At 73.7% G+C, this 26,144-nt stretch carries 20 protein-coding genes and 3 pseudogenes; 14 read left to right on the plus strand and 9 right to left on the minus strand.

What is annotated here, in order from left to right; genetic code table 11:
* The 3 genes from MCAG_RS22415 to MCAG_RS22425 all read right to left on the minus strand — a co-directional run.
* A partial coding sequence (locus tag MCAG_RS22415) for a dicarboxylate/amino acid:cation symporter (RefSeq protein ID WP_198141766.1) occupies positions 1 to 686 on the minus strand: 686 nt, incomplete at its 3' end.
* Between the two features lie 204 nt (positions 687 to 890).
* Entirely contained in the window at positions 891 to 1,604 is a 714-nt protein-coding gene (locus MCAG_RS22420) for a DUF998 domain-containing protein (RefSeq protein ID WP_232290248.1), read from the minus strand.
* Between the two features lie 39 nt (positions 1,605 to 1,643).
* On the minus strand, positions 1,644 to 2,609 hold the full coding sequence (locus tag MCAG_RS22425; RefSeq protein ID WP_007075266.1) for a glutathione S-transferase family protein: 966 nt from the start codon (positions 2,607 to 2,609) through the stop codon (positions 1,644 to 1,646).
* Between the two features lie 98 nt (positions 2,610 to 2,707).
* Here MCAG_RS22425 and pcaF point away from each other — a divergent pair, with 98 nt between their 5' ends.
* The 4 genes from pcaF to MCAG_RS22445 all read left to right on the plus strand — a co-directional run bounded on the left by pcaF (position 2,708) and on the right by MCAG_RS22445 (position 7,688).
* Positions 2,708 to 3,910: a 3-oxoadipyl-CoA thiolase gene (gene pcaF / locus MCAG_RS22430; RefSeq protein ID WP_007075267.1), complete on the plus strand. Its 1,203-nt coding sequence runs from the start codon at positions 2,708 to 2,710 to the stop codon at positions 3,908 to 3,910.
* A gap of 240 nt (positions 3,911 to 4,150) precedes the next feature.
* Positions 4,151 to 4,963, plus strand: coding sequence for an SAM-dependent methyltransferase (locus MCAG_RS22435; RefSeq protein ID WP_036374760.1), 813 nt, complete (start codon positions 4,151 to 4,153; stop codon positions 4,961 to 4,963).
* Positions 4,964 to 4,969: 6 nt separating this feature from the next.
* A complete protein-coding gene (locus MCAG_RS22440; RefSeq protein WP_036374768.1) occupies positions 4,970 to 7,147 on the plus strand; it encodes a bifunctional diguanylate cyclase/phosphodiesterase in 2,178 nt (725 codons plus the stop codon).
* A gap of 40 nt (positions 7,148 to 7,187) precedes the next feature.
* Complete coding sequence (locus tag MCAG_RS22445; RefSeq protein WP_036374771.1) at positions 7,188 to 7,688, plus strand: DUF456 domain-containing protein; 501 nt, start codon at positions 7,188 to 7,190, stop codon at positions 7,686 to 7,688.
* A gap of 574 nt (positions 7,689 to 8,262) precedes the next feature.
* Here MCAG_RS22445 and MCAG_RS31240 read toward each other — a convergent pair.
* Both MCAG_RS31240 and MCAG_RS22450 read right to left on the minus strand, forming a co-directional pair.
* Positions 8,263 to 8,454: a DUF397 domain-containing protein gene (locus MCAG_RS31240; RefSeq protein ID WP_083802454.1), complete on the minus strand. Its 192-nt coding sequence runs from the start codon at positions 8,452 to 8,454 to the stop codon at positions 8,263 to 8,265.
* A pseudogene (locus MCAG_RS22450) lies at positions 8,448 to 9,020 on the minus strand (DUF5753 domain-containing protein); the annotation flags it as partial. The gene MCAG_RS31240 and the pseudogene MCAG_RS22450, both read right to left, overlap by 7 nt.
* 46 nt (positions 9,021 to 9,066) lie before the next feature.
* Between MCAG_RS22450 and MCAG_RS22455 the strand changes: the two are divergent.
* From MCAG_RS22455 to MCAG_RS22490, 8 genes and pseudogenes are all read left to right on the plus strand, one after another.
* Positions 9,067 to 9,288 carry a hypothetical protein gene (locus tag MCAG_RS22455; protein WP_036374774.1) on the plus strand — a complete coding sequence of 74 codons (222 nt, stop codon included), beginning with the start codon at positions 9,067 to 9,069 and terminating at the stop codon, positions 9,286 to 9,288.
* Between the two features lie 243 nt (positions 9,289 to 9,531).
* The gene (locus MCAG_RS35110; protein ID WP_007075272.1) at positions 9,532 to 9,894 is read left to right on the plus strand and encodes a hypothetical protein; all 363 of its coding nucleotides are present in this window, start codon (positions 9,532 to 9,534) and stop codon (positions 9,892 to 9,894) included.
* Positions 9,895 to 10,013: 119 nt separating this feature from the next.
* Positions 10,014 to 11,603, plus strand: coding sequence for an amino acid permease (locus MCAG_RS22465; protein ID WP_007075273.1), 1,590 nt, complete (start codon positions 10,014 to 10,016; stop codon positions 11,601 to 11,603).
* A 23-nt stretch (positions 11,604 to 11,626) separates the two neighbouring features.
* Entirely contained in the window at positions 11,627 to 12,991 is a 1,365-nt protein-coding gene (locus MCAG_RS22470) for a glutamine synthetase family protein (protein WP_007075274.1), read from the plus strand.
* A gap of 111 nt (positions 12,992 to 13,102) precedes the next feature.
* Complete coding sequence (locus tag MCAG_RS22475; protein WP_007075275.1) at positions 13,103 to 14,476, plus strand: aldehyde dehydrogenase; 1,374 nt, start codon at positions 13,103 to 13,105, stop codon at positions 14,474 to 14,476.
* A 5-nt stretch (positions 14,477 to 14,481) separates the two neighbouring features.
* Positions 14,482 to 15,254: pseudogene (locus MCAG_RS22480) on the plus strand (SDR family oxidoreductase).
* A gap of 96 nt (positions 15,255 to 15,350) precedes the next feature.
* Positions 15,351 to 15,899, plus strand: a complete 549-nt coding sequence (locus MCAG_RS22485) for a pyridoxamine 5'-phosphate oxidase family protein (RefSeq protein WP_036374777.1) — start codon at positions 15,351 to 15,353, stop codon at positions 15,897 to 15,899.
* A gap of 192 nt (positions 15,900 to 16,091) precedes the next feature.
* A pseudogene (locus MCAG_RS22490) lies at positions 16,092 to 19,782 on the plus strand (SpoIIE family protein phosphatase).
* Positions 19,783 to 19,786: 4 nt separating this feature from the next.
* On the opposite strand, the gene MCAG_RS22495 reads toward MCAG_RS22490, so the two are convergent.
* Positions 19,787 to 20,011, minus strand: coding sequence for an STAS domain-containing protein (locus MCAG_RS22495; protein WP_369751380.1), 225 nt, complete (start codon positions 20,009 to 20,011; stop codon positions 19,787 to 19,789).
* Positions 20,012 to 20,229: 218 nt separating this feature from the next.
* On the opposite strand from MCAG_RS22495, the gene map reads away from it, so the two are divergent.
* Together map and MCAG_RS22505 are read left to right on the plus strand one after the other, a co-directional pair.
* Entirely contained in the window at positions 20,230 to 21,087 is an 858-nt protein-coding gene (map, locus tag MCAG_RS22500; protein WP_007075279.1) for a type I methionyl aminopeptidase, read from the plus strand.
* A complete protein-coding gene (locus tag MCAG_RS22505; RefSeq protein ID WP_007075280.1) occupies positions 21,084 to 21,797 on the plus strand; it encodes a VIT1/CCC1 transporter family protein in 714 nt (237 codons plus the stop codon). Before map ends, MCAG_RS22505 begins: the two co-directional genes overlap by 4 nt.
* Before the next feature lie 132 nt (positions 21,798 to 21,929).
* Here the strand turns inward: MCAG_RS22505 and MCAG_RS22510 are convergent, their stop codons facing one another.
* The 3 genes from MCAG_RS22510 to MCAG_RS22520 all read right to left on the minus strand — a co-directional run bounded on the left by MCAG_RS22510 (position 21,930) and on the right by MCAG_RS22520 (position 26,068).
* Positions 21,930 to 22,640: a hypothetical protein gene (locus MCAG_RS22510; protein ID WP_007075281.1), complete on the minus strand. Its 711-nt coding sequence runs from the start codon at positions 22,638 to 22,640 to the stop codon at positions 21,930 to 21,932.
* A 70-nt stretch (positions 22,641 to 22,710) separates the two neighbouring features.
* On the minus strand, positions 22,711 to 23,208 hold the full coding sequence (locus tag MCAG_RS22515) for a nitroreductase family deazaflavin-dependent oxidoreductase (protein ID WP_036374782.1): 498 nt from the start codon (positions 23,206 to 23,208) through the stop codon (positions 22,711 to 22,713).
* Between the two features lie 49 nt (positions 23,209 to 23,257).
* A complete protein-coding gene (locus MCAG_RS22520; protein WP_007075283.1) occupies positions 23,258 to 26,068 on the minus strand; it encodes an FtsX-like permease family protein in 2,811 nt (936 codons plus the stop codon).
* Between the last annotated feature and the right edge of the window lie 76 nt (positions 26,069 to 26,144).

The following is a 26,144-nucleotide window of genomic DNA, read 5'->3' on the forward strand; positions in this document are numbered from 1 at the left end:
AACAGCACGATGGCGCAGCCGACGTACACGGCGGTGGTGAACTTCGCGAGCGGGGCCAGCAGGTCCCAGCCGTACGAGGCGACGGCGTTGCCGACCAGGCCGAGGGTGCCGACCGGGGCGAGCCGGATGACCCACCACAGCGCCTTCTGCACGATGCTCAGCAACGACCGGTTGAGCGCCACGAACGGCTCGGCGGCCTCGCCGACCAGCAGCGCCGCCGCGCCCACCACGAGGGCGAGGAAGACGATCTGGAGCACGTTGCCCTCGACGAACGCGCCGACCGGGTTGGTCGGGACGATGCCGGTGAGGAAGTCGGTCCAGGAGCCGGTGGTCTTCGGCGGGACGGCGGCGCCCACGTCGAGGGTGACGCCCCGGCCCGGGTCGGTGAGCAGGCCCAGGCCGATGCCGACGCTCACCGCGATCAGCGCGGTCGCGCCGAACCACAGCAGCGTCTTCAGCGCAAGTCGGGCGGCGTTGGCCACGCCACGCAGGCTGACCACGCTGACCACGATGGCGGCGAAGACCAGCGGCGGTACGGCCAGCTTGAGCAACTGGACGAAGAGGGCGCCGACGGTGTCGAGGGTGCTGGCCAGCCAGGCGAGGTCGTTGGCGCGGGCGACGAAGCCCAGCGCCACGCCGAGCACGAGGCCCAGCAGGATCTGGAGGGAGAAGGGGAACTTGCGCAGGGCGGAAGCCATGAGGGTGCGTCCAGGGTGGGAGAGTGTCGGGCGGGCGGGCGTCAGGAGACGGGCCGCGCCGGACAGATGCCGCTGGCCTGCCGTCGGAGGTCGACGTACAGGCGAACGGTGAGGTCCCAGACGTTGGTCATCGCACGCCGACGGTACGCCGACCCGTCCTTGCGGTGGAAGGACTGCCCGGCGTGAGGATCCTTACAGGGGGCCCTTGCTTGACCCCCGGCGGCCGGGCAAAGCGAGGGTGGTGGCGGTCGCCAGGCCCCAGGCGGCACACACCGCGAGCAGCACCCGCTCCAGCACCCCGACCACCGTCCCCCGGCCGAGGAGCAGCATCGCCAGCCCCACCGCCGCCGCCAGCGGCAGCGACAGCGCCGCGCCGAGGGCGGCGAGTCGCCGCAGCCTGGACTGCGCCGATGGGGAGAGCAGCCAGGACGCCGCCGACGGGGGGAACAGCACCGCCAGCATCGCGAACACCACGGCCGCCGTCGCCGCGATGCTCGCCCCGCCGTGCACCAGGTCGGCCACCGTGGCCCGCTCGAACGGCGGCAGCGGGCAGCCGGCGCTGCACCTCACCGTTCCGGAAAGCGCCGCGCACAGGCTGCCGGCGGCGAGCAGCCCCGCCGCGAGGCGCAGCACCGGAGCCAGCGCCGCGGCGAGCAGCAGCAGCGCGCCGGCCAGGGCGAACACCCCGATCCGGTACGCCGAGGCGTACCCGCTGTCGGCGACGCCCGCCTCGCTGACGTACCCGGTGAGCGCGGGGCCGGGACCGGCGACCACGGCAACCGTCACCGCGCCCGCGCCCGCCAGGATGCCACCGGCGGCGGCCGACGCGGCGACCCGGGACGCGGGCGGTGCACCGGCTGCCAGAGTGGCGGAGGCCGTCCCGCGCCGGTCAGCCGTGCCCGGCAATCTGCGCCTGGTAAGCCATGCCCGGTAGGCCATGCCTGATCAGCCGCGCCCGTGTGGCGTCGCCCAGCCGGCGGTGTCCGGGCCCAGCGGCACGATCCCGGTCGGGTTGATCGCCGGATGGGTGCCGTAGTAGTGCCGTTTGATGTGGTCGAAGTTCACCGTGTCGCCGAAGCCGGGGGTCTGGAACAGGTCCCGGGCGTACGCCCACAGCACCGGCAGCTCCGTCAGTTTGTGCCGGTTGCACTTGAAATGCCCGTGATACGCCGCGTCGAACCGGACCAGCGTGGTGAACAGCCGCACGTCGGCCTCGGTGATCGCGTCGCCCATCAGGTAGCGCTGCCCGGACAGCCGCTCCGACAGGGCGTCGAGGCGGGCGAACAGCGCGGTGAACGCCTCGTCGTACGCGGCCTGGGAGGTGGCGAAGCCGCACCGGTAGACGCCGTTGTTGACGTCCCGGTGGACGTCGGCCATCAGCGCGTCCATCTCCACGCGCAGCTCCGCCGGGTACAGCTCCGGTGCGCCCGCGCGGTGCAGGCTCCGCCACTGCGTGGACAGGTCGAGAGTGAGCTGCGGATAGTCGTTGCTGACCACCTGCCCGGTGAGCGTGTCGACCAGCGCCGGCACGGTGACCCGGCCCGCGTACCCCGGGTCGGTCGCCAGGTACGCCTCCGACAGGTACGCGATGCCGAGCACCGGGTCCCGCCCGCCGGGGTCGAGGGTGAACCGCCAGCCCCGCTCGTCGCGGATCGGGTCGACTGTGGCGAGCCCGATCGCCTCGTCCAGGCCCAGCAGGCCACGCACGATCGCCGCCCGGTGCGCCCAGGGGCAGGCCTGGCACCACACGAGCCGGTAGCGGCCGGCCTCCAGGGGCCAACGGCCCCGGGCGTCGGGCCCGCCGCCGGGTGGCGAGTCGGAGTCGGCGGTGACCCGCCCAGTGAACCGGTTCGGCTGGCGGACGAACGCGCCGTCCGCGGAGGTCTCTGCGCTGAACTGGGCCCGAGCCATGCGGCCAACCTATCCGTTCGCCGCACGGATATTCTGGCCCCGCGTCGCCGTGACCCGGCGGGCCCTGAATCGGCCTCCCCACCCGAAGGACCATGTCGATGACCGTGGCATATCTCGTGGCCGGTGTCCGCACCCCCATCGGCCGGTACGCCGGCGCCCTCGCCGGGGTGCGCCCCGACGACCTCGCCGCGCACGTGATCCGCGAGCTGGTCGCCCGCCACCCGTCGGTGGACTGGGCCCGCGTCGACGACGTGGTCCTCGGCTGCGCCAACCAGGCCGGCGAGGACAACCGCAACGTTGCCCGGATGGCGGCGCTGCTCGCCGGACTGCCCGGCGAGGTGCCCGGCAGCACCGTCAACCGGCTCTGCGGCTCCGGCCTGGACGCCCTGGCCACCGCCGCCCGGCAGATCGTCGCCGGAGAGGCGGAGCTGGTGGTGGCCGGTGGCGTGGAGAGCATGAGCCGGGCGCCGTTCGTGCTGCCGAAGGCCGCGTCCGCGTTCTCCCGGGCCGCCGAGATGTACGACACCACGATCGGCTGGCGGCTGGTCAACCCGCTGATGGAGCAGGGCTGGGGCATCGACTCGATGCCCGAGACGGCGGAGAACGTGGCCGCCGAGTACGGCGTCGACCGCGCCGCGCAGGACGCGTTCGCGTACCGGTCGCAGCAGCGGGCCGCCAAGGCGCAGGCCGACGGCCGGTTCGTCGAGGAGATCGTGCCGGTCACCGTGCCGGCGGGTCGGCGCGAGACGAAGCTGGTCGACGTCGACGAGCACCCCCGGGAGACGTCGCTGGAGAAGCTCGCCGCGCTGCCCACCCCGTTCCGCGACGGCGGCACGGTGACCGCCGGCAACTCCTCCGGGGTCAACGACGGCGCGGTGGCGCTGCTGGTGGCCGGCGAGGCGGCGGTGGCCCGGTATGGCCTCACCCCGCTGGCCCGGGTCACCGGGGCCGCCGCGGCCGGCGTGCCACCCCGGATCATGGGGATCGGGCCGGTGCCGGCCACCCGCCGGTTGCTCGGCCGGCTCGGCGTCGGCCTCGGCGCGGTCGACGTGATCGAGCTGAACGAGGCGTTCGCCGCCCAGTCGGTGGCGGTGCTGCGCGAGCTGGGCCTGCCCGAGGACGCCGAGCACGTGAACCCCAACGGCGGGGCCATCGCCCTGGGCCACCCGTTGGGGGCCAGCGGCGCCCGGTTGGCCCTGACCGCCGCCCTGGAGTTGCGTCGCCGCGACGCGAGGCGGGCGCTGGCGACCATGTGCGTCGGCGTGGGGCAGGGCATCTCGCTGATGCTGGAGTCAGCCTGACGGTGGGCGCGGCGCGGGGTCGGCCGGTTGACCGTTGATGCCGGAGTCAGTCGGCTGACCGGCCGCGCGGGCGTGGCCCGAACGGGGAGCAGACCTCGCTAACGGTGGAACCTGCGGCCTAGAGTGTGGAACACCACAGACCCGCGGGTCTGCCGGTCGGCGTGCATCGGCGTGTCCGCGGCGCGCCCAGACGGCCGGCGCGGCCCGTGGCGCGGCGACGACTGGCGGGAGCGACACAGGATGGCGGACGGACTTCCCACCGAGATCGATCTGAGTCGACCGAGCGCGGCCCGGGTCTACGACTACTTCCTGGGCGGAGCGCACAACTTCGAGATCGACCGGCAGTTGGCCGGGCAGATCGCCAGCATGACGCCGAACCTGGCCGCGACCATGCGGGCGGGCCGGGAGTTCCTGCGCCGGGCGGTCCGGGCGCTGCTCGACGCCGGCATCGACCAGTTCCTCGACATCGGCTCGGGGATTCCTACCGTGGGCAACGTGCACGAGGTGGCGCAGGCCGCGAACCCGAAGGCCCGCGTGGTCTACGTCGACATCGACCCGGTGGCCGTGGCGCACAGCCGGGAGCTGCTGGCCGGCGACGACCTGACCGGAGTGATCCACGCCGACCTGCGGCAGCCGGAGGCGATTCTCGCCGCCTGCCGGGCCATGGGGCTGCTCGATCTCGACCGGCCGGTCGGCCTCCTGCTCGCCGGGGTGGTCCACTTCGTCAAAGACGCCGACCGCCCCGCCGAACTCCTCGCCACCCTGCGGGCCGCCGCCGCCCCGGGCAGCTTTCTGGTCGTCTCGCACTCCACCTTCGAGGACCAGCCGCAGGAGATGTTGGACGCCCAGCGGCTCTCGGCGCGTACCGCCACCGAGATCACCCTGCGCTCCCGGGCCGAGATCACCGGCTTCTTCGGCGACTGGACGATCCTGGAGCCGGGCGTGGTGCACATGCCCCTCTGGCGTCCCGACTCACCGTCCGACGTGGACGAGCACCCCGAGCGGTTCGGTGCGTTCGGCGGCGTCGCCCGGTACGACCAGCCCGCCGGCTAGGCCGACGTGGCAGCCGTGCCGGAACCCGGCGGCGAGGGCTACAGCCGAGCCGGCGCCCAGTCGTACGCCGCCGAGTGGGCGCGGGCGGCCCGCCAGCTCGGCTTCGTGCCGCTCAGCGCGGCCGAGACCGAGCGGCTGCTGCTCGCCCACACGGCGCTGCTGGCCCAGGCGCTGCTGGCCGAGACGTTCTCCGCCCGACCCGCCGAGAGCGTCGGCCGGGCGCTGGTCGAGGCGCACCTGGCCGAGCCAGGGCTGCTCGACTGGTCGCTCGCGGCGCTCGGGGACCGGTTCGTCGCCCAGGTGCTGCCCGACCGGGCGGGCCGGCCCGGCACGGCCCAGCGGGTCGCCGCCCTCCAGGGTGGGCTCGCCGCCGGGTTCGCCCAGGCGCTGCGGGACCGTACCTTCACCCAGCAGGAACGCATCGCCCGCAGCGCCTGGCAGGCCCGCGACATCGTCGAGCAGGCGCTACGCGACAGCGAGGCGCGGTTCCGGGCCGTCTTCGTCGGTGCGGCCATCGGCATCGGCATCGCCGGCGTCGACGGGCAGATCATCGAGGTGAACCAGTCCTTCGCCGACATGCTGGGCTACTCCGTCGCCGAACTGCGCCGGACCAACGTGGCGTCGCTGTTCCACCCCGACGACGCCGCCGGCATGTGGGAGCTCTACCAGGAGCTGATCGAGGGCAAGCACGACGCGGTCCGGGTGGAGAAGCGCTACTACCGCAAGGACGGCAGCGTCGTCTGGACGGACCTGGCCGTCTCGCTGATCCGGCACGACGACGGCCGGCCACGCTTCACCGTCGCGATGATCGAGGACATCACCGAGCGGTACGAGCTTCAGCAGCGGCTGCGCTTCCAGGCGCTGCACGATCCGCTCACCGGCCTGCCGAACCGTACGCTGTTCTTCGAAACGCTCGGCCGGGTCCTCGACGACGCGGGCCCGGACCACCGGATCGGCGTCTGCTTCCTCGACCTGGACGGCTTCAAGGCGGTCAACGACAGCCTCGGGCACGACCTCGGCGACCGGCTGCTGGTCGAGATCGCCCGGCGGCTGGCCGAGTGCGTCGCCGGGCACGGTCACCTGGTCGCCCGGATGGGCGGCGACGAGTTCGTCATCCTCGTCGACGGCGGCGAGGGCATCGACGACGCGGTGGGTGTCGCGGAAATGGCCCTCGCCGCGGTCTCCGCCCCGGTGCACGTCGGCGACCAGCAGCTCGCGGTGAGCGCCAGCATCGGCATCGTCGAGTGCCCGTCCGGCGAAACCAGCGCGTCGGAGCTGATGAGGGCCGCCGACACCACCCTGTACTGGGCGAAGGCCGAGGGTCGGGGCCGGTGGGCGGTCTACGACCCGGAGCGCAGCGCCCGGGACATCGCCCGCTCGGCACTGGTCGCCGGCCTGCCCGCAGCGCTCGACCGGGGCGAGTTCGTGGTCCACTACCAGCCGATCGTGTCGCTGCTCGACTCGTCGATGGTGGCGGTGGAGGCACTGGTCCGCTGGCAGCACCCGGAGCTGGGCCTGGTCGGGCCGGACCAGTTCATCGGGCTCGCCGAGGAAACCGGGTTGATCGTCCGGCTCGGCGAGTGGGTGCTCGGGCAGGCGTGCCGCGACGCCGAGGCGTGGCGTCGCGAGTTTCCCGAGGCGAAGCTGGTGGTCAGCGTCAACCTGGCCGCCCGGCAGGCCGACGACCCGGCCATCGTCGAGACGGTGGCGTGTGCGCTGGGCCGTACCGGCCTCCCTGCCGCCCTGCTTCAGCTCGAACTGACCGAGAGCGCCGTGATGGGCACCGCCGGGGAGCCGCTGCGGGCGCTGCACCAGCTCGCCGAACTCGGCGTACGGCTGGCGATCGACGACTTCGGCACCGGATACTCGAACCTGGCGTACCTGCGGCGAATGCCCATCCACTGCCTCAAGCTGGCCGGGCCCTTCGTGGAGGGCATCCGGCCCGGCGACGCGGACAACCCCACCGACCACCGCGACGAGCGGATCGTGGACGCGCTGGTGCGGCTGGCGCACGCGCTGGAGATGTGGGTGACCGCCGAGGCGGTGGAGACCGGCGCGCAGGCGGAACGGCTGCGGTCGCTACGGTGTGACACCGGGCAGGGGCGCTGGTTCGGCCCGCCCGTCCCGGCGGCCCAGATCACCGCCCGGCTGCGCGGCGACCACGTTCCGGGGGAGGCAGCATGAGTCGCACCAGATGCGGCGCGGCGTTGCCGCAGGAGGCGGCATGAGTGTCACGGATACCCAGGGGGTCGTCTCGGTGGTGGCCGCGCTGTCCATCGTGGCTGGGCTCGCCGGGGTGGTGGTGCCGGGCCTGCCCGCGTTGCCGCTGTGCTGGGGCGGGGTGCTGGTCTGGGCGCTGTTCGGCAGCGCCGGGGCGGGCCGCTGGCTGGTGCTGGCCGCCGCGACGCTCGTCGCCGTCGGCGGTGCCGTCGTCAAATACCTGTGGCCGGGGCGCAACCTCAAGAACGCCGGGGTGCCGACGTCGTCCCTGCTGGCCGGCGGCCTGCTCGGGCTGGTCGGCTTCTTCGTGATCCCGGTGGTCGGCCTGGTCGTCGGCTTCGTCGGCGGCGTATGGGGGGCCGAGCGGCTGCGACTGGGCAGCAACCAGCTCGCCTGGCCGTCGACGGTGCACGCGCTCAAGGCCGCCGGCCTGTCGATGCTGGTGGAGTTCCTCGCCGGGCTGGTGATCGCCGTGCTCTGGGTGGCTGGCCTGATCTTCGCCTGAGTCGAGGAGTTCGGAGGGGCGGCGGGCGGGGCGGGTCGCCGCAGTGAGAGAGAGGTGAGCGCCCCGCCCGCCGCCGGCCGGGCGTTGCCGAGCGCCCGGCGGGGCCCGTCCGGATCGGGCCTGGTCACAGGCTCAAGGATGCGCGTCACGGTCCGCCGCGGGCAAGGCGATTATCGGCACGGGACCGCTGGCGGCTCGACCGGCGCGAGCCGAGACGGCAACGGCGTTCCCGCCACCCCCTCCCCGAGGGAGATCTCTCCCGCGCCGATCTTGCAGTTGCGGCCCGGGCAAAAGGGGTGAAGCGGCCTTCTGGGGGGCCGATAGTGCAAGATCGGCGCGTGGTGGCGGGCGGGGCGGGCAGACCAGTCCGCACCCCGCCGGGTGGCCTTCTGCTCAGGGTGAGGCCACCCTTTCCGGGGACGAGGGTGATCGTAGGAGCAGGACCGGTCAGGGCGCACCGAACTGCACCCCGCGCCCACTCACGTCGAGCCGACTTCGACCGACTGGGATCACCCCCGCGTGCGCGGGGAACAGACTTGCTCGCGGGGCGGCCTCGTGTGCATGCCGGGCGAGTTCAGGGCTGCTTGGTGTGCTCGACGAACGCGCGCCAGGTCTGCGGGGTGAAAGCGAGCACCGGGTCGGACGGGTCCTTGCTGTCGCGGACGGCAACCACGTCGGCGAGGTTGTCGGCAACCTCAACGCAGTCGCCGCCGCTCGTGCCGCTGCGAGTGGACTTCTTCCATCGCGCGCTACTGCACCCTCCCACCGTTCCAGAAGCGTAGCCATCTCATCCTCGCTGTCGGTGACCAAGCCGGAAAGTTGGTTCTCCAGGTGTCCCACCCAGCCTCCGTCGGCGGACCTGGCCAGAGCGAGCGGGCCGGACAGTCCGACGTGTAGCCCGGCATCGGTGGGGATGACGTGGATGTGGACGTGGGAGAGTTCGGCCATTCGCAGCAGATGGGCGAGCTGTTCGCCCATGATCGCGTCGGTTCGGCGAAGCGCTGACTCGTCGATGACGGCGACGACCTGGGGCGGGTGCTCGCGTACCAGAATTTCCTGCCGCTCCAGGCGGGCCGCGACCTGCCGCTCGACCTCCTCCTCCGGCTTCGTGTCGTCGAAGCGCAGCACGGCGCGGGCGTAGTTCTCGGTCTGGAGGAGACCGGGGACGAGCGTGGGGTTGAAGTACCTGAGCTGCTTGGCGTTGCGCTCGGCCTCCAGCCAGGGGCGGAACCACGAGGGCTGGCAGTCCCGCTCGGCCACTCGCAGCAGGGACTCGAACAGGCCGCCCGTGTCGAGCACCGCGTCCATCCGCTCGACGTACGGCTTGTCGAGCGCCAGTCGTCAGGCGGTTTCGCCGAGCGCTGCCGAGCGTCGACGGGTGCGGTGTCGCGACTACTGCATCGGGCGGGAGGTGTTGCGGCTGAAGGTCAGCTACGTCCCCCGGTACGCGAACTTCCTGGCGTCGCGGTGGGTGCGGCTGGAAGGGCTGGAGCTGCGTCCCGACGGCACACCGTGGCGGGAGCGCGTCGTCATGGTCCGGGCGCAGGCGATCCGGGACGCCCGGCCGATCCGCCCGGAGCCGGGGGTGCGGGAGCGATGACGGGCCAACACCCGCCGAGGTACGCCGGCGGTCCCTGCTTCACCTGCGGCAGGCCGTGGCCGTGCTTCGACCGGCAGGTGGCGAGCCTCGTCGAGTACGCCGGCCGGGGGGACCTGCTCGTGACGTACATGGGCGACTGGCACCGTCTCGGGGTCGAGGAGCGCAGGCGGCGCGGCCTGCCGTTCGACCCGGACATGGAACTGTGGCACCTCGGGTGGCTCGACATGGTCCTGCCGGCGCGGGGTGAGCGCCGCGGCGGCGGTGGTCGAGCCCGCGCCCGGGGGGCCGAGGTGCGGCGACCTGCTGCACGTCACCCGGAACGCGAGCGTCCAGTTCGTCCGGCCGATCCTCTTCCGCGTGATCCGCGTCCACGAGGACTGGCACACGTACCACGGGTGGCTGTGGCTGGACGGCTACGAGGTCGACGCGAAGGGTGCCGCCGTGGCCCGCCGCTCGATCTACGTCCGGCCGGCGGGACTGCGGTGGCCGACCCGCGCCGGCGCCCGCCGGCAACGCCCGCCGAGCGGCCCCGCCCCGCCCGGCGGCCGGCGTGACCAGCCGTTCGGCCCGGCCGGCCGCCGGCCTGCCCCCCACCGTTCGGCCTGACCAGCCGTTCGGCCTGGCCGGAAGGAGGCCGGACGACCGTCGCGGCGGATTGACCGTCCCCGTCGACGGGACGAGACTCGGGCGCACGCGTTTCCGGCAACACCGCCAGGAGGTGTGCAGTGGCCACGACTCCCGCGCCGACCGCCGAGCAGCCGATGGACGACGACGCTCGCCGGCTCGCCGAACTCGGCTACCAGCAGGAGCTACGCCGTAAGTGGAGCGGCTTCTCCAACTTCGCGATCTCGTTCTCCATCATCTCGATCCTGGCCGGCTGCTTCACCACGTTCGGCCAGGCGTGGAACAACGGCGGGCCGGTCGCCATCTCCTGGGGCTGGCCGCTGATCTCGCTGTTCATCCTGGTCATCGGCTTCTGCCTGGCGGAGCTGGTGTCGGCGTATCCGACGGCCGGCGGCATCTACTGGTGGGCGGCGAAGATGGGCCGGCCGGTGCACGGCTGGTTCACCGGCTGGCTCAACCTGATCGGGCTGGTCGCGGTCACCGCGTCGGTCGACTACGGCTGCGCCACCTTCCTCAACCTCACCCTGTCGGCGCTGTTCGACGGCTGGGAGGGGACGCTCCGCCAGGCGTTCGTGCTGTTCGTGATCATTCTGGCTCTGCACGGGCTGATCAACATTTTCGGGCACCGGATCATCGACGTACTCCAGAACGTCTCGGTGTGGTGGCACGTGGCCGGCGCCGCTGCGGTGGTGGCCATTCTGGTGTTCGTCCCGGACGAGCACCAGAGCTTCCAGTTCGTCTTCACCGAGCGGTTCAACAACTCCGGCTTCGGCGACGGCGGCACCGGCGGGCTGACCTTCTGGTTCTACGTGCTGCCGCTGGGCTTCCTGCTCACCCAGTACACGATCACCGGCTTCGACGCCTGCGCGCACGTCTCCGAGGAGACCCGGGGTGCCTCGAAGGCCGCCGCGCAGGGGCTCTGGCGGTCGATCTTCTACTCGGCCGTCGGGGGCTGGATCCTGCTGCTCGCCTTCCTCTTCGCCGCCACCGACGTGGAGGCCATCAACGCGGCCGGCGGGTTCTCCGGTGCGATCTTCTCCACCGCGCTCACCCCGTTCTTCTTCAAGACCGTCATCATCATCTCCACCATCGGGCAGTTCTTCTGCGGCATGAGCTGCGTGACCTCGATGAGCCGGATGGCGTACGCGTTTAGCCGGGACCGGGCGGTGCCGGGCTGGCGGCTCTGGTCCCGGGTGGACCGCAACGGCACCCCGGTCAACGCGATCATCGGCGCGACCCTGGCGGGGCTGGTGCTCACCCTGCCGGCGCTCTACGAGAGCACGTCTGGCATCCCGGTCGCCTTCTACGCGGTCGTCTCGGTCGCGGTGATCGGGCTCTACCTCTCCTTCGTCATCCCGATCGCGCTGCGGCTGCGGATGGGCGATCGGTTCACCCCCGGTCCGTGGACCCTCGGCCGCAGGTACCGGCTGCTCGGCTGGGTCGCGGTGGTCGAGATCGCGATCATTTCGGTGTACTTTGTGCTGCCGATCGTGCCCGCCGGGGTGCCCGGTCACGCCGACTTCACCTGGTCGGCGGTGAACTATGCGCCGCTCGCCGTCGGCGGGGTGCTGCTCGTCGTCGCCGTGTGGTGGTACGCCTCGGCCCGCAAGTGGTTCACCGGCCCCCGCCGTACCGTCGGGTTTGCCGACGCGTCCGGGGCGGGCATTGACGGTGATCCGGTCAGGCAGTAGACCATGGTGATGGAGGCCCGCGCATGAGCAGAGCACCGCTGTCCCTCGAAGAGTTACGGGCGGCGGTCGCTGCCGGCAAGCTCGACACCGTGGTGCTGGCCCTGGTCGACATGCAGGGCCGGTTGCAGGGCAAGCGGTTCCACGCGCCGTTCTTCCTCGACCAGGTCGTGGAGAACGGCAGCGAGGGGTGCAACTACCTGCTCGCCGTGGACGTCGACATGAACACCGTCGACGGGTACGCGATGTCGAGCTGGGAGCGCGGGTACGGCGACTTCGCGATGGTGCCCGACCTGGAGACGCTGCGCCGGGTGCCCTGGCAGCCGGGCACGGCGATGCTCCTGGCCGACCTGGCGTGGCTGGACGGGTCCGGCCCGGTGGCCGCCTCGCCCCGGCAGATCCTGCGCCGCCAGCTCGACCGGCTCGCCGCGCACGGCCTTACCGCGTACGCGGGCACCGAGCTGGAATTCGTCCTCTACCGCGACTCGTACGAGGACGCCTGGCGGCGTGGCTACCGCGAGCTGACCCCGGCGAACCAGTACAACGTCGACTATTCGCTGCTCGGCACCGCCCGGGTGGAGCCGCTGCTGCGCCGCATCCGCACCGAGATGGCCGGCGCGGGCCTGACCCCGGAGAGCGCCAAGGGCGAGTGCAACCTCGGCCAGCACGAGATCGCCTTCCGGTACGACGAGGCAGTGGCCTGCGCCGACCATCACGTGATCTACAAGAACGGGGCGAAGGAGATCGCCGCCCAGGAGGGCATGTCGCTCACCTTCATGGCGAAGCCGAACGCCCGGGAGGGCAACTCCTGCCACATCCACTTCTCGCTACGCGACGCCGACGGGCGCTCGGCGATGCTCGGCGACGGGCCGGCCCACCTGAGCGTCACGGGGCAGCGGGTGCTGGCCGGGCTGCTGGACACCATGCGGGAGTTCAGCCTGATGTTCGCCCCGAACATCAACTCGTACAAGCGGTACCAGCCCGGCTCGTTCGCCCCGACCGCGCTGCGCTGGGGCACCGACAACCGCACCTGCGCGCTGCGGCTGGTCGGGCACGGCCAGGGGATGCGGGTGGAGAACCGGGTGCCGGGCGCGGACGTCAACCCGTACCTGGCGATCGCCGCCCTGGTGGCGGGGGCGGTGCACGGCATCGAGCGGGAGCTGGAGCTGGGGCCGGAGTGCACCGGCAACGCGTACGACGACCCGGCCGCCGAGCGCGTCCCCGGCACCCTGCGCGACGCCCTGGAGCTGTGGGAGTCCTCGACGATCGCCCGTGCCGTCTTCGGCGACGACGTCCACGCCCACTACGCCAACCAGGCGAGCGTCGAGCTGAAGGCATTCGACGCCGCGGTAACGGACTGGGAGCTCACCCGTGGCTTCGAACGCCTCTGACCCCGTCCCTCTTCCTCCCGCGATCTTGCAGTTGGGGCCCCTGGCATGGGAGCTTGGCGGCATTTGTGGGGGCCGTAACCGCAAGATCGTTGGAGCTGAGGGGGAGGCAGGGTGGGAGGGGTGGGGACCGTGACGCGGGTGCTTGATCCGGCCACGGGGAGTGTGGTGCGGGAGGTCGGGGCAGCCTCGGGGGAGGAGACGGATGCGGCGATCGCGCGGGCCTCGGGCGCGTTCGAACGGTGGCGGGGGGTGGCGCCGGGCGAGCGGGCGCGGGTGCTGCGGCGGTTCGCCGCCCTGGTGGACGCGCACCTGGAGGAGTTGGCGCTGCTGGAGGTGCGCAACAGCGGGCACACCATCGGCAACGCCCGCTGGGAGGCCGGCAACGTCCGCGACGTGCTCGACTACTACGCGGGCGCGCCGGAGCGGCTGACCGGCCGGCAGATCCCGGTGCCCGGCGGGCTGGACGTCACCTTCCACGAGCCGCTCGGCGTGGTCGGGGTGATCGTGCCGTGGAACTTCCCGATGCCGATCGCCGCCTGGGGGTTCGCCCCGGCGCTGGCGGCCGGCAACACGGTCGTGCTCAAGCCGGCCGAGCTGACCCCGCTGACCGCGCTGCGCCTGGCCGAGCTGGGGCGCGACGCGGGCCTGCCCGAGGGCGTGTTCACCGTCCTGCCGGGCCGGGGCGACGTGGTGGGGGAGCGGTTCGTCACCCATCCGGCCGTACGCAAGGTCTGCTTCACCGGGTCCACCGAGGTCGGCACCCGGATCATGGCCGGCTGCGCCGCCCAGGTGAAGCGGGTCACCCTGGAGCTGGGCGGCAAGAGCGCGAACATCGTCTTCGCCGACGCGGACCTGGAGCGGGCGGCGGCCACCGCACCGTACGCGGTCTTCGACAACGCCGGCCAGGACTGCTGCGCCCGGTCGCGGATCCTGGTCCAGCGCCCGGCGTACGACCGGTTCCTGGAGCTGTTGGAGCCGGCCGTGCGGGCGCTGCGGGTGGAGGACCCGGCGCGGGAGACCGCCGAGATGGGCCCGCTGATCTCCGCCGCCCAGCGCGACCGGGTCGCCGGGTACGTCGACGGGGCGCGGGTGGCCTTCACCGGCTCCCGCCCCGACGGCCCCGGCTTCTGGTACGCCCCGACGGTGCTGCTCGCCGACTCCCCGGCCGAGCGGCACTGGCGGGAGGAGATCTTCGGCCCGGTCGTGTCGGTGCTTCCGTTCGACGACGAGGCGGACGCGGTCCGGCTGGCCAACGACACCGAGTACGGCCTGTCCGGCTCGATCTGGACCCGGGACGTGGGCCGGGCGTTGCGGATGGCCCGGGCGGTCGAGTCGGGCAACCTCAGCGTCAACTCGCACTCCTCGGTGCGGTACTGGACCCCGTTCGGCGGGATGAAGCGCTCCGGGCTGGGTCGCGAGCTGGGCCCCGACGCGTTGCACGCCTTCACCGATGTCAAGAACGTGTTCATCAGCACCGAGGAGTGAACGTCATGCAGCAACGACTGGCGGACCGGGTCGCCGTGGTGACCGGGGCGGGCAGCGGGATCGGGCTGGCCACGGCGCGGCGGTTCGCCGCCGAGGGGGCGCGGGTGGTCTGCGTCGACGTCGACGCGACGGCAGGCGACCGGGCCGCGCAGGAGGTGGGCGGCGAGTTCGTCGCCTGCGACGTGGCCGACGAGGCGGCCGTGCGGGACCTGTTCGACGGGGTGGCGCGGCGGCACGGGCGGGTGGACGTGGCGTTCAACAACGCGGGCATCTCGCCGCCGGACGACGACTCGATCCTGGAGACCGGCCTGGACGCCTGGGAGCGGGTGCTGCGGGTCAACACCACCAGCGTCTACCTGTGCTGCAAGTACGCCATCCCGCACATGCGCCGGCAGGGCAAGGGCTCGATCATCAACACGGCGTCGTTCGTGGCGCTGATGGGTGCGGCCACGTCGCAGATCGCGTACACGGCGAGCAAGGGCGGGGTGCTGGCGATGACCCGGGAGCTGGCGTGCAGTTCGCCCGAGAGGGCATCCGGGTGAACGCGTTGTGCCCCGGACCGATCGCCACCCCCGCTGCTGATGGAGCTGTTCGCCGCCCGACCCCGGAGCGGGGCCGCCCCGCCGCCTCGTGCACGTGCCGATGGGCCGGTTCGGCCAGCCGGAGGAGATCGCCCCCGGCGGTCGCCTTCCTGGCCAGCGACGACTCGTCGTTCATGACGGCCGCACAGTTCGTGGTCGACGGCGGGATCACCGGCGCGTACGTGACCCCGCTGTGAGGTGGGGCGGGGCCGGTCCGCGCCCCGGCCCGTCGGGTGTCCCACCTGGCAGTAATGGGCATCCCACTTCTCGGTAGGCGGTGCCAGGATGGGGGCATGAAGGTTCATGAGGCCATCGACGGGCGGCTGCGCGAGTTCATCGAGGAGCAGCCCGTCTTCTTCGTCGCCACCGCGCCCTCCGGGACCGACGGGCACGTCAACGTCTCGCCGAAGGGCATGCGCGGCACCTTCGTCATCCTCGGCCCGCACCGGGTGGCGTGGGTCGACTTCCACGGCAGCGGCGCGGAGACCATCGCCCACCTGCGGCAGAACGGTCGCATCACGCTGATGTTCTGCGCCTTCGCCGGGCCGCCGAACATCGTCCGGCTGCACGGCCGGGGCTTGGCCGTGACGGTGGAGGACGCCGGCTTCGCCGAGCGGCTCGCCGACTTCCCCGACCCGCCGGACCTGCACTCCGCCCGCGCGGTGATCACCGTCGACGTCGAGCGGATCAGCGACTCCTGCGGGTACGCCGTCCCGCTGATGGAATACCAGGGGGACCGGGACCTGTTGATCCGGGCGCACTCCCGCCGCACCGCCGAGGACCTGGTCACCTACCGGGCCACGAAGAACGCCGCGAGCATCGACGGCCTGCCGGTCTTCTGAGTCCCCGGCGAGGCCCCGCCCGTCCGATCAGGCCGGGGCGGCCGGCCGCCCCGGCGATCCCCAGGTGAGACGCAGGTAGCCAGCGCATGACGGCGGTGATGCGTTACGTTGCTGGTCCGTCTGGGTACAAGGCGGGGCACGGCGGCGGCGATCATGCGTTGTCGGGGGGTGACGGCCGGTGCGGGAGGGTGCATGAGCTCGGCCCAGGGGGGCGACGACGGGCAGCATCCGTCCGTCGGGACCGTCGAGGAGGCGTTCCCGCCGCTGCTCACCGCCGCGTGCGCCACCGGTGGCGAGATGGGGGAGCGGCTACTCCGCTTCGACTGGGCGTCCAGTCCGCTCGGCCTCCCGTCCGGCTGGCCGCCGGCGCTCTGCCACGCGGTCGCCATGATGCTCTCCTCCCGGGCGCAGATCGTCATGTTCTGGGGCCCCGATCACCGTGCCTTCTACAACGACGCCTACCTGCCGACCATCGGCGCCAAGCACCCCCACGCCATCGGCCAGCCCGCCCTGGAGCACTGGGTGGAGACCTGGGACGTGCTCGGGCCCCTGCTGGACTCGGTCCGCAAGACCGGCGAGCCGTACCGGGGCGAGAACCATCCCTTCGTGCTGCACCGGCACGGCTTCCTCGAAGAGGTCTACTTCGACGTCTCGTACGACCCGATCCGCGCCGCCGACGGCGGCATCGACGGGGTTCTCTGCATCGTCAACGAGACCACCGGTCGGGTGCTCGGCGAACGCCGGCTGCGCGCACTGGCCGAACTGGGCTCCGACCTGGCGGAGGCGGAGAACGTCGCGGCGCTGGGACGGGCCGCCGCCCTGGTGCTCGACCGGCACCGGGCGGACGTCCCGTTCGGCCTGGTCTACCTGCGTGACGACGCCGGGCGGCTCACCCTCGCCGGGCGCAGCGGCGCCGACGCCGCCGCCGGGCCGGTCGAGCCGCTGCCGTTCCGCGACGCGGCGACGGCCACGGTGAGGCGGGTCGCCGACGGCGGGTGCGCCACCACGATCGACGTCGTCGACCTGCTGCCGCAGGTCGACGCCGGCACCGCCGCGCAGGCGCTGGTGCTGCCGGTCACCGCGACCCACGAGCCTGTGGGGGCGCTCGTCGTGGGCGTCTCGGCCCGGCTGCCGCTCACCGGCGAGTACCGCACCTTCTTCGACCTGATCGCCGCCCAGCTCTCCCGCGCTGTCGGCCGGCAGCGGGCGTACGAGCAGGAGCGGGCCCGGGCGGCCGAGTTGGCCGCGCTCGACCGGGCCAAGACGAGCTTCTTCGCCAACGTCAGCCACGAGTTCCGCACCCCGCTGACCCTCGTGCTGGGCCCGCTGGAGGACCTGCTCGCCGACCAGACGCTGCCCGAAGCCCACATCGACCAGCTGACCGTGATGCACCGCAACGCGCTGCGCCTGCTCAAGCTGGTCAACACCGTGCTCGACTTCTCCCGCCTGGAGTCCGGCCGGCTGGCCGCCCACTACCAGCCCACCGACCTCGCCGACTACACCGCCCGGCTGGCCAGCACCTTCCGCTCGGCCACCGAACGCGTCGGCCTGCGCCTGGCCGTCGACTGCCCGCCGCTGCCCGCGCCGGTCTTCGTCGACCGGGACATGTGGGAGAAGATCGTGCTCAACCTCGTCGCCAACGCGGTGAAGTTCACCTTCGACGGCGAGGTCCGGGTCCGGATCCGGGCGGTGAACGGCGCGGCCCGGCTGGAGGTCGCCGACACCGGCGTCGGTATCGCCCCGGAGGAACTGCCGCACGTCTTCAAGCGGTTCCACCGGGTCCCCGGCGTCCGCTCCCGCACCCACGAGGGCACCGGGATCGGGCTGGCGCTGGTCCGGGAACTGGTGGAGATGCACGGCGGCCGGGCCGAGGTGCGCAGCGTCGTCGACGGGGGCAGCCTCTTCACCGTGACCGTGCCGTTCGGCTCCGCACACCTGCCCGCCGACCGGGTGGCGGCCGACGCCCCGGACGCGCCGCCGGAGCTGGGGCAGGCGCGGCTCTTCGCGGCCGAGACCGCGCGGTGGACCGCCGCGCCGGCCGCCGCGTCGGCCGTGTCACCCGGTGGCGGGGACCGGGCCGCGGCGGGTCGCATCCTGCTCGCCGACGACAACGCCGACCTGCGCGAACACGTCGCCCGGCTGCTCTGCCCGTCGTGGGAGGTGGTGGCCGTGCCGGACGGCGTCGAGGCGCTGCGCCGGGCCATGGAGACCCCGTTCGACCTGGTGCTGACCGACGTGATGATGCCCCGGCTCGACGGCTTCGGCCTGGTCACCGCGCTGCGCGCGGACCCGCGTACCCGGCACGTGCCGATCGTGCTGCTCTCCGCCCGGGCCGGTTCGGCGGAGGCCGTCGCCGGCCTCGCCGTCGGCGCGGACGACTACCTCACCAAGCCGTTCTCAAGCCAGGAGCTGATCGCCCGGGTCCGGGCCAACGTCGAGCTGGGCCAGCTACGGGGGCAGATCATCCGGCGGCTGCGCGCGCTGGCCGACGCCGCCGTAGCGGTGAACACCGCCCGCACCACCGCCGAGGTGCTCCAGGTGGCCGCCCGGCACGCGGTCGGCCTCGCCGAGGCGGCCCGGGTGGTGGTCACCGCCACCGGGGCCCGGTACGAGGCGGACGGCGGCGGGACGGCCGCCGTCGAGCCGTCTGTCGTGCTGCCGCTGACCGGCAGCGCCGCGGAACAGCTCGGCGAGCTGCGGGTCTGGGGCGACGCTCAGGACGCCACCGACCCCGGCCACGCCGCGCTGACCCAGCTCGCCCGGCTGGTCGGAGTGCGGCTGGAGAACGCCCAGCTCTACGAGGCCGAGCACCGCATCGCCACCACCCTCCAGCACAGCCTGCTGCCCCGGTCGCTGCCCCGGCTGCCCGGCGCGGTGGTGGCCAGCCGTTACCTGCCCGGCAGCGCCGACGTCGAGGTCGGTGGCGACTGGTACGACGTGATCCGGCTCGACGACGACGAGCTGGTCCTGGTCATCGGCGACGTGGTCGGCAAGGGTGTGCGGGCCGCCGCCTCGATGGGGCAGCTCCGCAACGCGCTGCGGGCGTACGTGCTGGAGGGCTACGACCCGGGCGAGTCGCTGACCCGGCTCAACCGGCTGGTCGGCTCGGCGGAGCAGCCGTCGTTCGCGACCGTGGTCTGCCTCTGGTTCTCGCCGCGCACCGGCCGGCTCCGCTACGCCAGCGCCGGGCATCCGTCCCCCCTGCTGATCCGAGGAGACGGCGTGGCGTTCCTGCACGACCGCGCGCTCGGTCCACCGGTGGGCGCGATCCCCGGCGCGTCGTACCGGACGGTGGACGACGAGCTGGCCCCCGGGGCCCGGCTGCTGCTCTACACCGACGGGCTGATCGAGGACCGCCAGCTCGGACCTCGACGCGGCCCTCGCGCAGCTACGCGCGGACGCAGCCGGCGGCGAGCACGTCGCCGACCTGGTCGACGCGGTCGTGGAGCGGGTCGCCACGCGACCCCGCCGCGACGACGTGGCGGTGCTCGCGCTGGAGGCGACCGAGCCGAACCGGTTCGCGCTGCGGCTGCCCGCCGACCCGACCCGGCTGAGCGTGCTGCGCAGCCGACTGGAGGACTTCCTCACCGCCCACCGGGTCGGCGAGAACGACCTGTTCGACCTCACCGTGGCGGTCTCCGAGGCCGCCGCGAACGCCATCGAGCACCCGGTCTCCCCGGCCGAGCCGACCATCGGGGTGGAGGTGACCCTCGTCGACGGCACGGTGGTGGCCACGGTGCGGGACAGCGGGCAGTGGCGGGAGTCGACCGGCGCGGGCTTCCGCGGGCGCGGGCTGGCGTTGATCAGGGCGCTGGGCGAGTTGACAATCAGCCGTACCGCCGAGGGCACCGAGGTGACGCTGCGCCGGCGGCTACGGGGTTGAGCGCTCAGGCGGGGGCCACCCAGCCCTGCTCGGCCAGGCCGGAGATCTCCAGCACCCGGCGGACCTGCCGCGACGGCAGCACGGTCAGCGTCTGCGGGAACCGCTGGGAGAGCAGGATCACGGCGTGGATCGCCGCCGAGTCGAAGAACGTGACCCTCCGCAGGTCGAGGGTCACCCGACCGGCCGGCTCCCGCAGCACGGTCTGGAGCATCGTGTCGGCGGTGGCCATGTCCACCTCGCCGGAGACCACCACGCGGACGTGGTCGCCGTCGGTCTCCGCGCGGGCGGAGAAGACGGGAGCGTCACCCCCTTGATCCACGGTCAACACGATGGCACAGCGGAAGTGGCTCGGCAACAATCGGTCGGCCGAGGCCGCCGGCCAGCCCACCGACGCCGGCGGGCACCGGGCCGCAGCGCCCGGCGCCGGGCCGGCGATAGGCTTGTGTCATGACCGTCCGTGCGCCGCTGACCCCCGGCACGCTCTCCCCGATGCGACCGGTGCCGGGTCACATCGTCCGACCGGAGTACGTGGGCAAGAAGAGTCCCCAGGCATGGCGCGGCTCGCACGTGCAGACCCCGGAGACCATCGCGCGGATGCGGGTCGCCGGCCGGCTCGCCGCCCAGGCCACGCAGCTCGCCGGCGAGCACTGCAAGCCCGGGGTGAGCACCGACGAGATCGACCGGGTGGTGCACGAGTTCCTCTGCGACCACGGGGCCTATCCGTCGACGCTGGGCTACAAGGGCTTCCCGAAGTCCTGCTGCACCAGCCTCAACGAGGTGATCTGCCACGGCATCCCGGACTCGACGGTGCTCCAGGACGGCGACATCGTCAACGTCGACGTGACCGCGTACATCGGTGGGGTGCACGGCGACACCGACGCCACCTTCTGCGTCGGCGAGGTCAGCGAGGAGGCCCGGCTGCTGGTCGAGCGGACCCACGAGGCGATGCTGCGGGGGATCAAGGCGGTCGCCCCGGGCCGGCAGATCAACGTGATCGGCCGGGTCATCGAGTCGTACGCCAAGCGGTTCGGCTACGGCGTGGTCCGCGACTTCACCGGCCACGGCATCGGGGAGGCCTTCCACAGCGGCCTCTACGTGCCGCACTACGACAGCCCCCGGCCCACCGACGTGATGGAGCCGGGGATGACCTTCACCATCGAGCCGATGATCACGCTCGGCACCCACCAGTACGACATGTGGGACGACGGCTGGACGGTCGTCACGAAGGACCGGAAGTGGACCGCGCAGTTCGAGCACACGATCCTCGTGACCGAGGACGGCCACGAGATCCTGACCCTGCCGTGACCGACACCCCGGCCGCGCTACGCGAGGGGCACCACGCGGACGTGTCCGGCGGCTGGCTGCGGCCGGCCGTGTTCGGCGCGATGGACGGCCTGGTCACCAACATCGCCCTGATCGCGGGCGTCGGCGGCGGCGGGGTGTCGCCGCACAGCATCGTGCTCACCGGCGTCGCCGGCCTGGTCGCCGGCGCGATCTCGATGGGCCTCGGCGAGTACACCAGCGTCCGGTCGGCCAACGAGCAGGTCGCCGCCGAGGTGGCCAAGGAGCGCCGCGAGCTGGAACGGCACCCGGAGGCGGAGGCCCGCGAGCTGGCCGACGCCTGGGTGGCCCGGGGCCTGTCCCGCGACCTCGCCATGCAGGTCGCCGAGGCGGTGCGGGCCAACCCGGAGGAGGCGCTGCGGGTGCACGTCCGGGAGGAGTTGGGCGTCGACCCGGACGAGCAGCCGAGCCCGTGGGTGGCGGCGATCTCGTCGTTCCTGTTCTTCTCGGCCGGCGCGCTGATCCCGCTGCTGACCTACCTGCTCGGCGCCACCAGCCTGTGGCTGGCGTTGGCCGTCGGCGGGGTCGGGCTCTTCGCGGCCGGGGCGATCGTGGCCCGGTTCACCAACCGCGCCTGGTGGAGCAGCGGCCTGCGGCAACTCCTGCTCGGCGCGGCGGCGGCAGCCGCGACGTACCTGGTCGGCACCCTCATCGGCGTCCAGGGCGGCCTGTAAGGAAGGGCCCCCTGTTAACGCCTGCGGTAGAGAAGGGTTCCCCTCTCAACACCCGCCACCCCGCCACCCGCCACGCGGGCGTGCCGGGCGGCACGGAATGGGGGGCGAGGCGGGTCGGAGGCGCCGCGCGGGTCAGCCGGCGAGGAGGTCGTCGACGGTGCCGTCGACGGGGCGACCCCGGGCGGCCAACTCTTCGGCCTGCCGGGCCAGCACCGCGCCGACCTCGGTCATGTCCGCCCCGGCCAGACCGGTCCGGCGCACCGCGTCGCCCGGGTCCCGGAAGTAGGTGCGACTGAGCAGCCCGTTGACCGTGGCCGCCGCAAGCCGGGCCTCGCCGAGCATCAGCAGCGCCTGGTCCGTCTCGTACCACTCGGCGAGTCGGGCGGCCCGGGCGTGCGCGGCGCAGCCCCGGTACCACGCCTGCCGGGCGGCCCCGGTGAACTCCGCCGGCCGGGCCCGGGCCAGCGTGGCCAGGTGCTCGTCGCGCAGGGCCGGCAGCCAGCCCGTCGGGTCGTGCAGCGCCCGGGTGGTGACGTACCGGTCGGCGACCAGCGGCCAGAGTGCCGTGATCGACCGCGCCCGCTCCAGGTGGTCGTCGGCGGCCGTCACGGTCAGGTCGACCAGGATCCCGTCCACCCGGCGGGTCGCCGGTCGCGGCCCCGCGCCGGGCCGGTAGGTGGCGATCAGCAGCCCGACCTCGCCGTCCCCGCCGCCGTCGTCGTCGCCGTGGGCCAGCGGGCCGTGCACCGCGATGGCCAGGACGTCGGCCGGGAAGCGTCGTCGGGCCGCCGCCGAGACCCGCTCCGCGACCGACCAGCGGGGATCGTCCTGGTAGAGGTCCACGCTCCTCCTCCGCCTCGCCGACCGTCGACCGGCCGCCGGGAGGGCCGCCGCGGCGCGGGCTCCACCCTAGTCACCCGGCGGCGGGGCCGCCCGGTCCGCCGCGCCCGGCCGGCACCAGCCGGAAGACGCGGATCTCCCGCCCGCCGGCCCGTTCGACGTACGTCTGGTACGCCGGCCACTCGGCGACCAACAGTTCCCAGAGCCGGTCGCGTTCCGCGCCGGTGGCCACCTCGGCCCGTACCGCCACCCGCCGGCCCCGCACGTCGACCTGGGCGGTCGGGTTGGCCAGCAGGTTCAGCGCCCAGGCGGGTTGGTGCTGCTGCCCCCAGTTGGAGCCGACCACCACGTAGGCGTCGCCGTCGGGGACGTACAGCAGGGGGTTGCTGCGCGGCAGGCCCGAGCGGCGCCCGGTGGTGGTGATGACCAGCGAGGGGACCAGGCCGAGCGCGACCACCCGTCCCCTACTCAGCCGGCCGACCGCCCGGTCCACCGGGACGAGCAGCCGGACCGTGGCGGCGAACCACCGGTGGTAGCCGAGGCGGCGGGTGAGGGTACCGATTGCGGACACGATCGTCAGTGTGCCGCCTGCGCCCGGCGGGTGGCACCCCGGTCGGCTGTCAGTCGAGGCGGCGTTCGACCGCCAGCCGGGACCGCGTGAACAGGGCCGCGCCGAGCATCGCCACCACCGGAACCACCACCAGCACGCCCAGGGTGAGCCAGGGGACCACGATCGGGTACGGCTCCGGCTCCGGCCAAACCGTGGCGTAGCGGCGGTTCAGGGCGACCATGATGATCGCGGCGGTGCCCAGCCCGACGACGATGCCCAGCGCCGAGCCGAGCACGGCGATCACCCCGGCCTGGCACAGCGAGAGCACCCGGCGCATCCGGGGACTGGCGCCCACGGCGCCCAGGGTGGACAGGTCCGTCCGCCCCTCGGCGGCGGCGAGGCCGGTGGCGACGGCCGCCGCGCCCACCGTGATCAGGCCGGAGCCGATGGCCAGCAGTAGCAGCAGGGGACGCTGGTCGTTGCCCCAGTCCCCCCGTTCGACGATCACGTCGAGCGGGCCGAGCCGGCGCAGTTCGACGTCGAAGCGGTCCTGCTGGGTGCTGGTCGGGGCGGCGGCGGTGGCCACCACGTACCCGAGTTGCTGGGAGGCGAGGCCGAGCCGGGCGGCGGCGGCGTGGGACACCACCAGGCGGTCCTCGAAGCCGGTGTGCAGGGCGTACCCGGGGACGGTGGCGGTCCCGACCGCCACGGGCTCCGAGTCGGTCCCCGCCCGGGTCGCCGTGAGGGTGAGTCGGCCGGCGAGGAGGTACCGCTCGTCGGTCACCACCGCGCCGCCGGCCGCCAGCACCCGCCGGGCGGCGGCCACCTGCTCGGGGCCCGCCCCGAGCAGCGCCGCCAGCGCGTCGCCGTCGTCGACCGAGACGGGCAGGGAGTAGCCCGTGGCGTATCCGTCCCCCGCCCGCCCGCCGCATCGCGGGTCGCTGCGGGCGCGTGCCCGCACGTCCGCGTCGTGCCACTGTTCCACCTGGTACGGGCAGGCCTGTGCGGGCGGCAGTTCCGCCCGGATGTCGCACCAGTCGCCGTCGTCGGCCGGCGTGGGGCAGGTGGGGATGTCGATCCGGGCCACCGTGCTCCCCGGCATCGTCGCGGCGGCCACCTCGGCGATCCGGGGCACCGGCGGCAGTGCCGTCTGCCCCTGGCCGACGACCATGGCGTGCCCGTACGGCATGGCCGGCTGGTAGCTGGCGCGGGTGCGGGCGCTGTCGCCGGCCACGTAGACGCCGAGGGCGACGCTGCCGGCGACCGCGGCCATCACCGCGGAGATGGCCGGGGCCGCCGAGGAACGGTTGCGGCTGGCGTCCCGCAGCGCGATCCGAGGTGCCAGCGGGAGCCACCGGCCGGCCCGGGCGAGCAACCCGACCAGCGTCGGGGTGACGAAGACCAGCCCGAGCTCGCCGACGACCAGGCCGGCGAAGAGCACGGTCGTGGTGGTCCGCGCGGCCCCGAGCGTGGCGACCGCCACGCCGACCGTGGCCAGCAGCACGCCGATCAGCAGCCAGCGCCGCCGGTGCTCCGGCGGGGTCCGCCGCCCGGCCAGCCCCGCCACCACGTCCTGTCGCGCGGCGGTCCAGGCCGGTGCCAGGGCCGCGAGCACCCCGGCCAGCACCGCGACCGCCGCGATCGCCGCCAGCGCGGTCGGGAAGACACGGTACGCCCCGAAGCGCGCCCCGAAGACGTACTCCTCGACGAGCGGGCGGGCCGCGAACGCGGCGGCGACGCCCAGCGCCAGGCCGGCGGCGGCCCCGGCGAAGCCCAGCACCACCCCGTCGGCGAGCACGATGCGGCGCAGGTGCGCGGCATCGCCGCCGGCCACCGCGACCAGTGCGAGGTCGCGGCGTCGCCGCCGCACCCCGACGGCGAACGCCGGCCCGACCAGCAGCACGACCTCAAGCAGGCCCAGCCCGCCCACCAGCAGCACGTTGGTGGTTTCCTCGACGCTGAGCGCGGCGCTGAGCGTCTCGGGACCGGCCGTGGGGTCCGGCACCGGGGCACGGACGACCACCACGATCCCGCGCGCGTTGAGCCGTTCCGTCAGCCCGGGATCGACATCGCCCGGCAGGTCGACGAGCCAGCTCGTCTCACCCTGCGGCCCGGCCGATGGCTGGGCCGCAGGGTGCAGGGCCACGGTGGGACCCAGGTCGTCGGGGAACTCCACGACCCCGACCACGGTCCGCTCGGCCGACCCGTCGGCCGGTGCGATCCGGCCACCGAGCCCCACGTGCAGCCGGCGCAGCGCCGCGCGGTTGAGCCCGACCTCGTCGGGCCCGGTCGGCGGGCGGCCGGCGAGGACCCGGCCCTGCCCCCGCAGCACCGGGTTGGTCAGGTCCAGCAGCCGCCCGCTGACCGTCTCGCGTTTGCCCCTGACCCGCACCTCGAACGGCACCCACCAGTGGACCTCGCCGACGCGACTGCCGGCCGGCAGCAGGGCGGTCAGCTCGCCGGCGGTGACCGGACGGGTCCGCTCCGGGACGCCGTCGCGGGCGTTTGAGGTGTCGCCCCAGGCGTCCTGCGTCACCGGGCCCTCGGCCGCCCAGCGCAGCTCCGCGTCGGCGGTCCCGAGCCGCCGGTCGACCCGCTCGGCCCGGCTCAGCTCCGCCATGTCGTAGCTGACTGCGGAGAAGGCGAGTCCCAGCACCGGAAGGGTGATCATGGCGAGCACCAACGCGGTCCGCCCCCGGGCGCGCAGTGCCTCCCGCCGGGCGATCCGCAGTGCCGCCCGCCAGGAGCGCAGCGCCGCCAGGAACCGCCGGTCGCGGGCGGGCCGAGCAGGCGGCCGGCCATGGGGACCGCCGGGCCCGGCGGGGGCGGCGGCCGGGTGCGGGCCCGCCGCCGGCGGGGCGGCGCGGCGCTTGGTGCTCACCGCCCGCTGCCGGCCAGGAGCTGTTCGACGCCACCCAACGGGGGCGTCGAGTCCACCATGATCCCGTCCCGCAGGA

The organism is Micromonospora sp. ATCC 39149 (assembly GCF_000158815.1).
Taxonomy (GTDB): domain Bacteria; phylum Actinomycetota; class Actinomycetes; order Mycobacteriales; family Micromonosporaceae; genus Micromonospora.

Coding starts and splice junctions, on each gene's coding strand:
- MCAG_RS22425 (WP_007075266.1), bottom strand. CDS start 2,609: ATGGCTCGGGCCCAGTTCAGCGCAGAGACCTCCGCGGACGGCGCGTTC.
- pcaF (WP_007075267.1), top strand. CDS start 2,708: ATGACCGTGGCATATCTCGTGGCCGGTGTCCGCACCCCCATCGGCCGG.
- MCAG_RS22435 (WP_036374760.1), top strand. CDS start 4,151: ATGGCGGACGGACTTCCCACCGAGATCGATCTGAGTCGACCGAGCGCG.
- MCAG_RS22445 (WP_036374771.1), top strand. CDS start 7,188: ATGAGTGTCACGGATACCCAGGGGGTCGTCTCGGTGGTGGCCGCGCTG.
- MCAG_RS22470 (WP_007075274.1), top strand. CDS start 11,627: ATGAGCAGAGCACCGCTGTCCCTCGAAGAGTTACGGGCGGCGGTCGCT.
- MCAG_RS22485 (WP_036374777.1), top strand. CDS start 15,351: ATGAAGGTTCATGAGGCCATCGACGGGCGGCTGCGCGAGTTCATCGAG.
- MCAG_RS22495 (WP_369751380.1), bottom strand. CDS start 20,011: ATGGCCACCGCCGACACGATGCTCCAGACCGTGCTGCGGGAGCCGGCC.
- map (WP_007075279.1), top strand. CDS start 20,230: ATGACCGTCCGTGCGCCGCTGACCCCCGGCACGCTCTCCCCGATGCGA.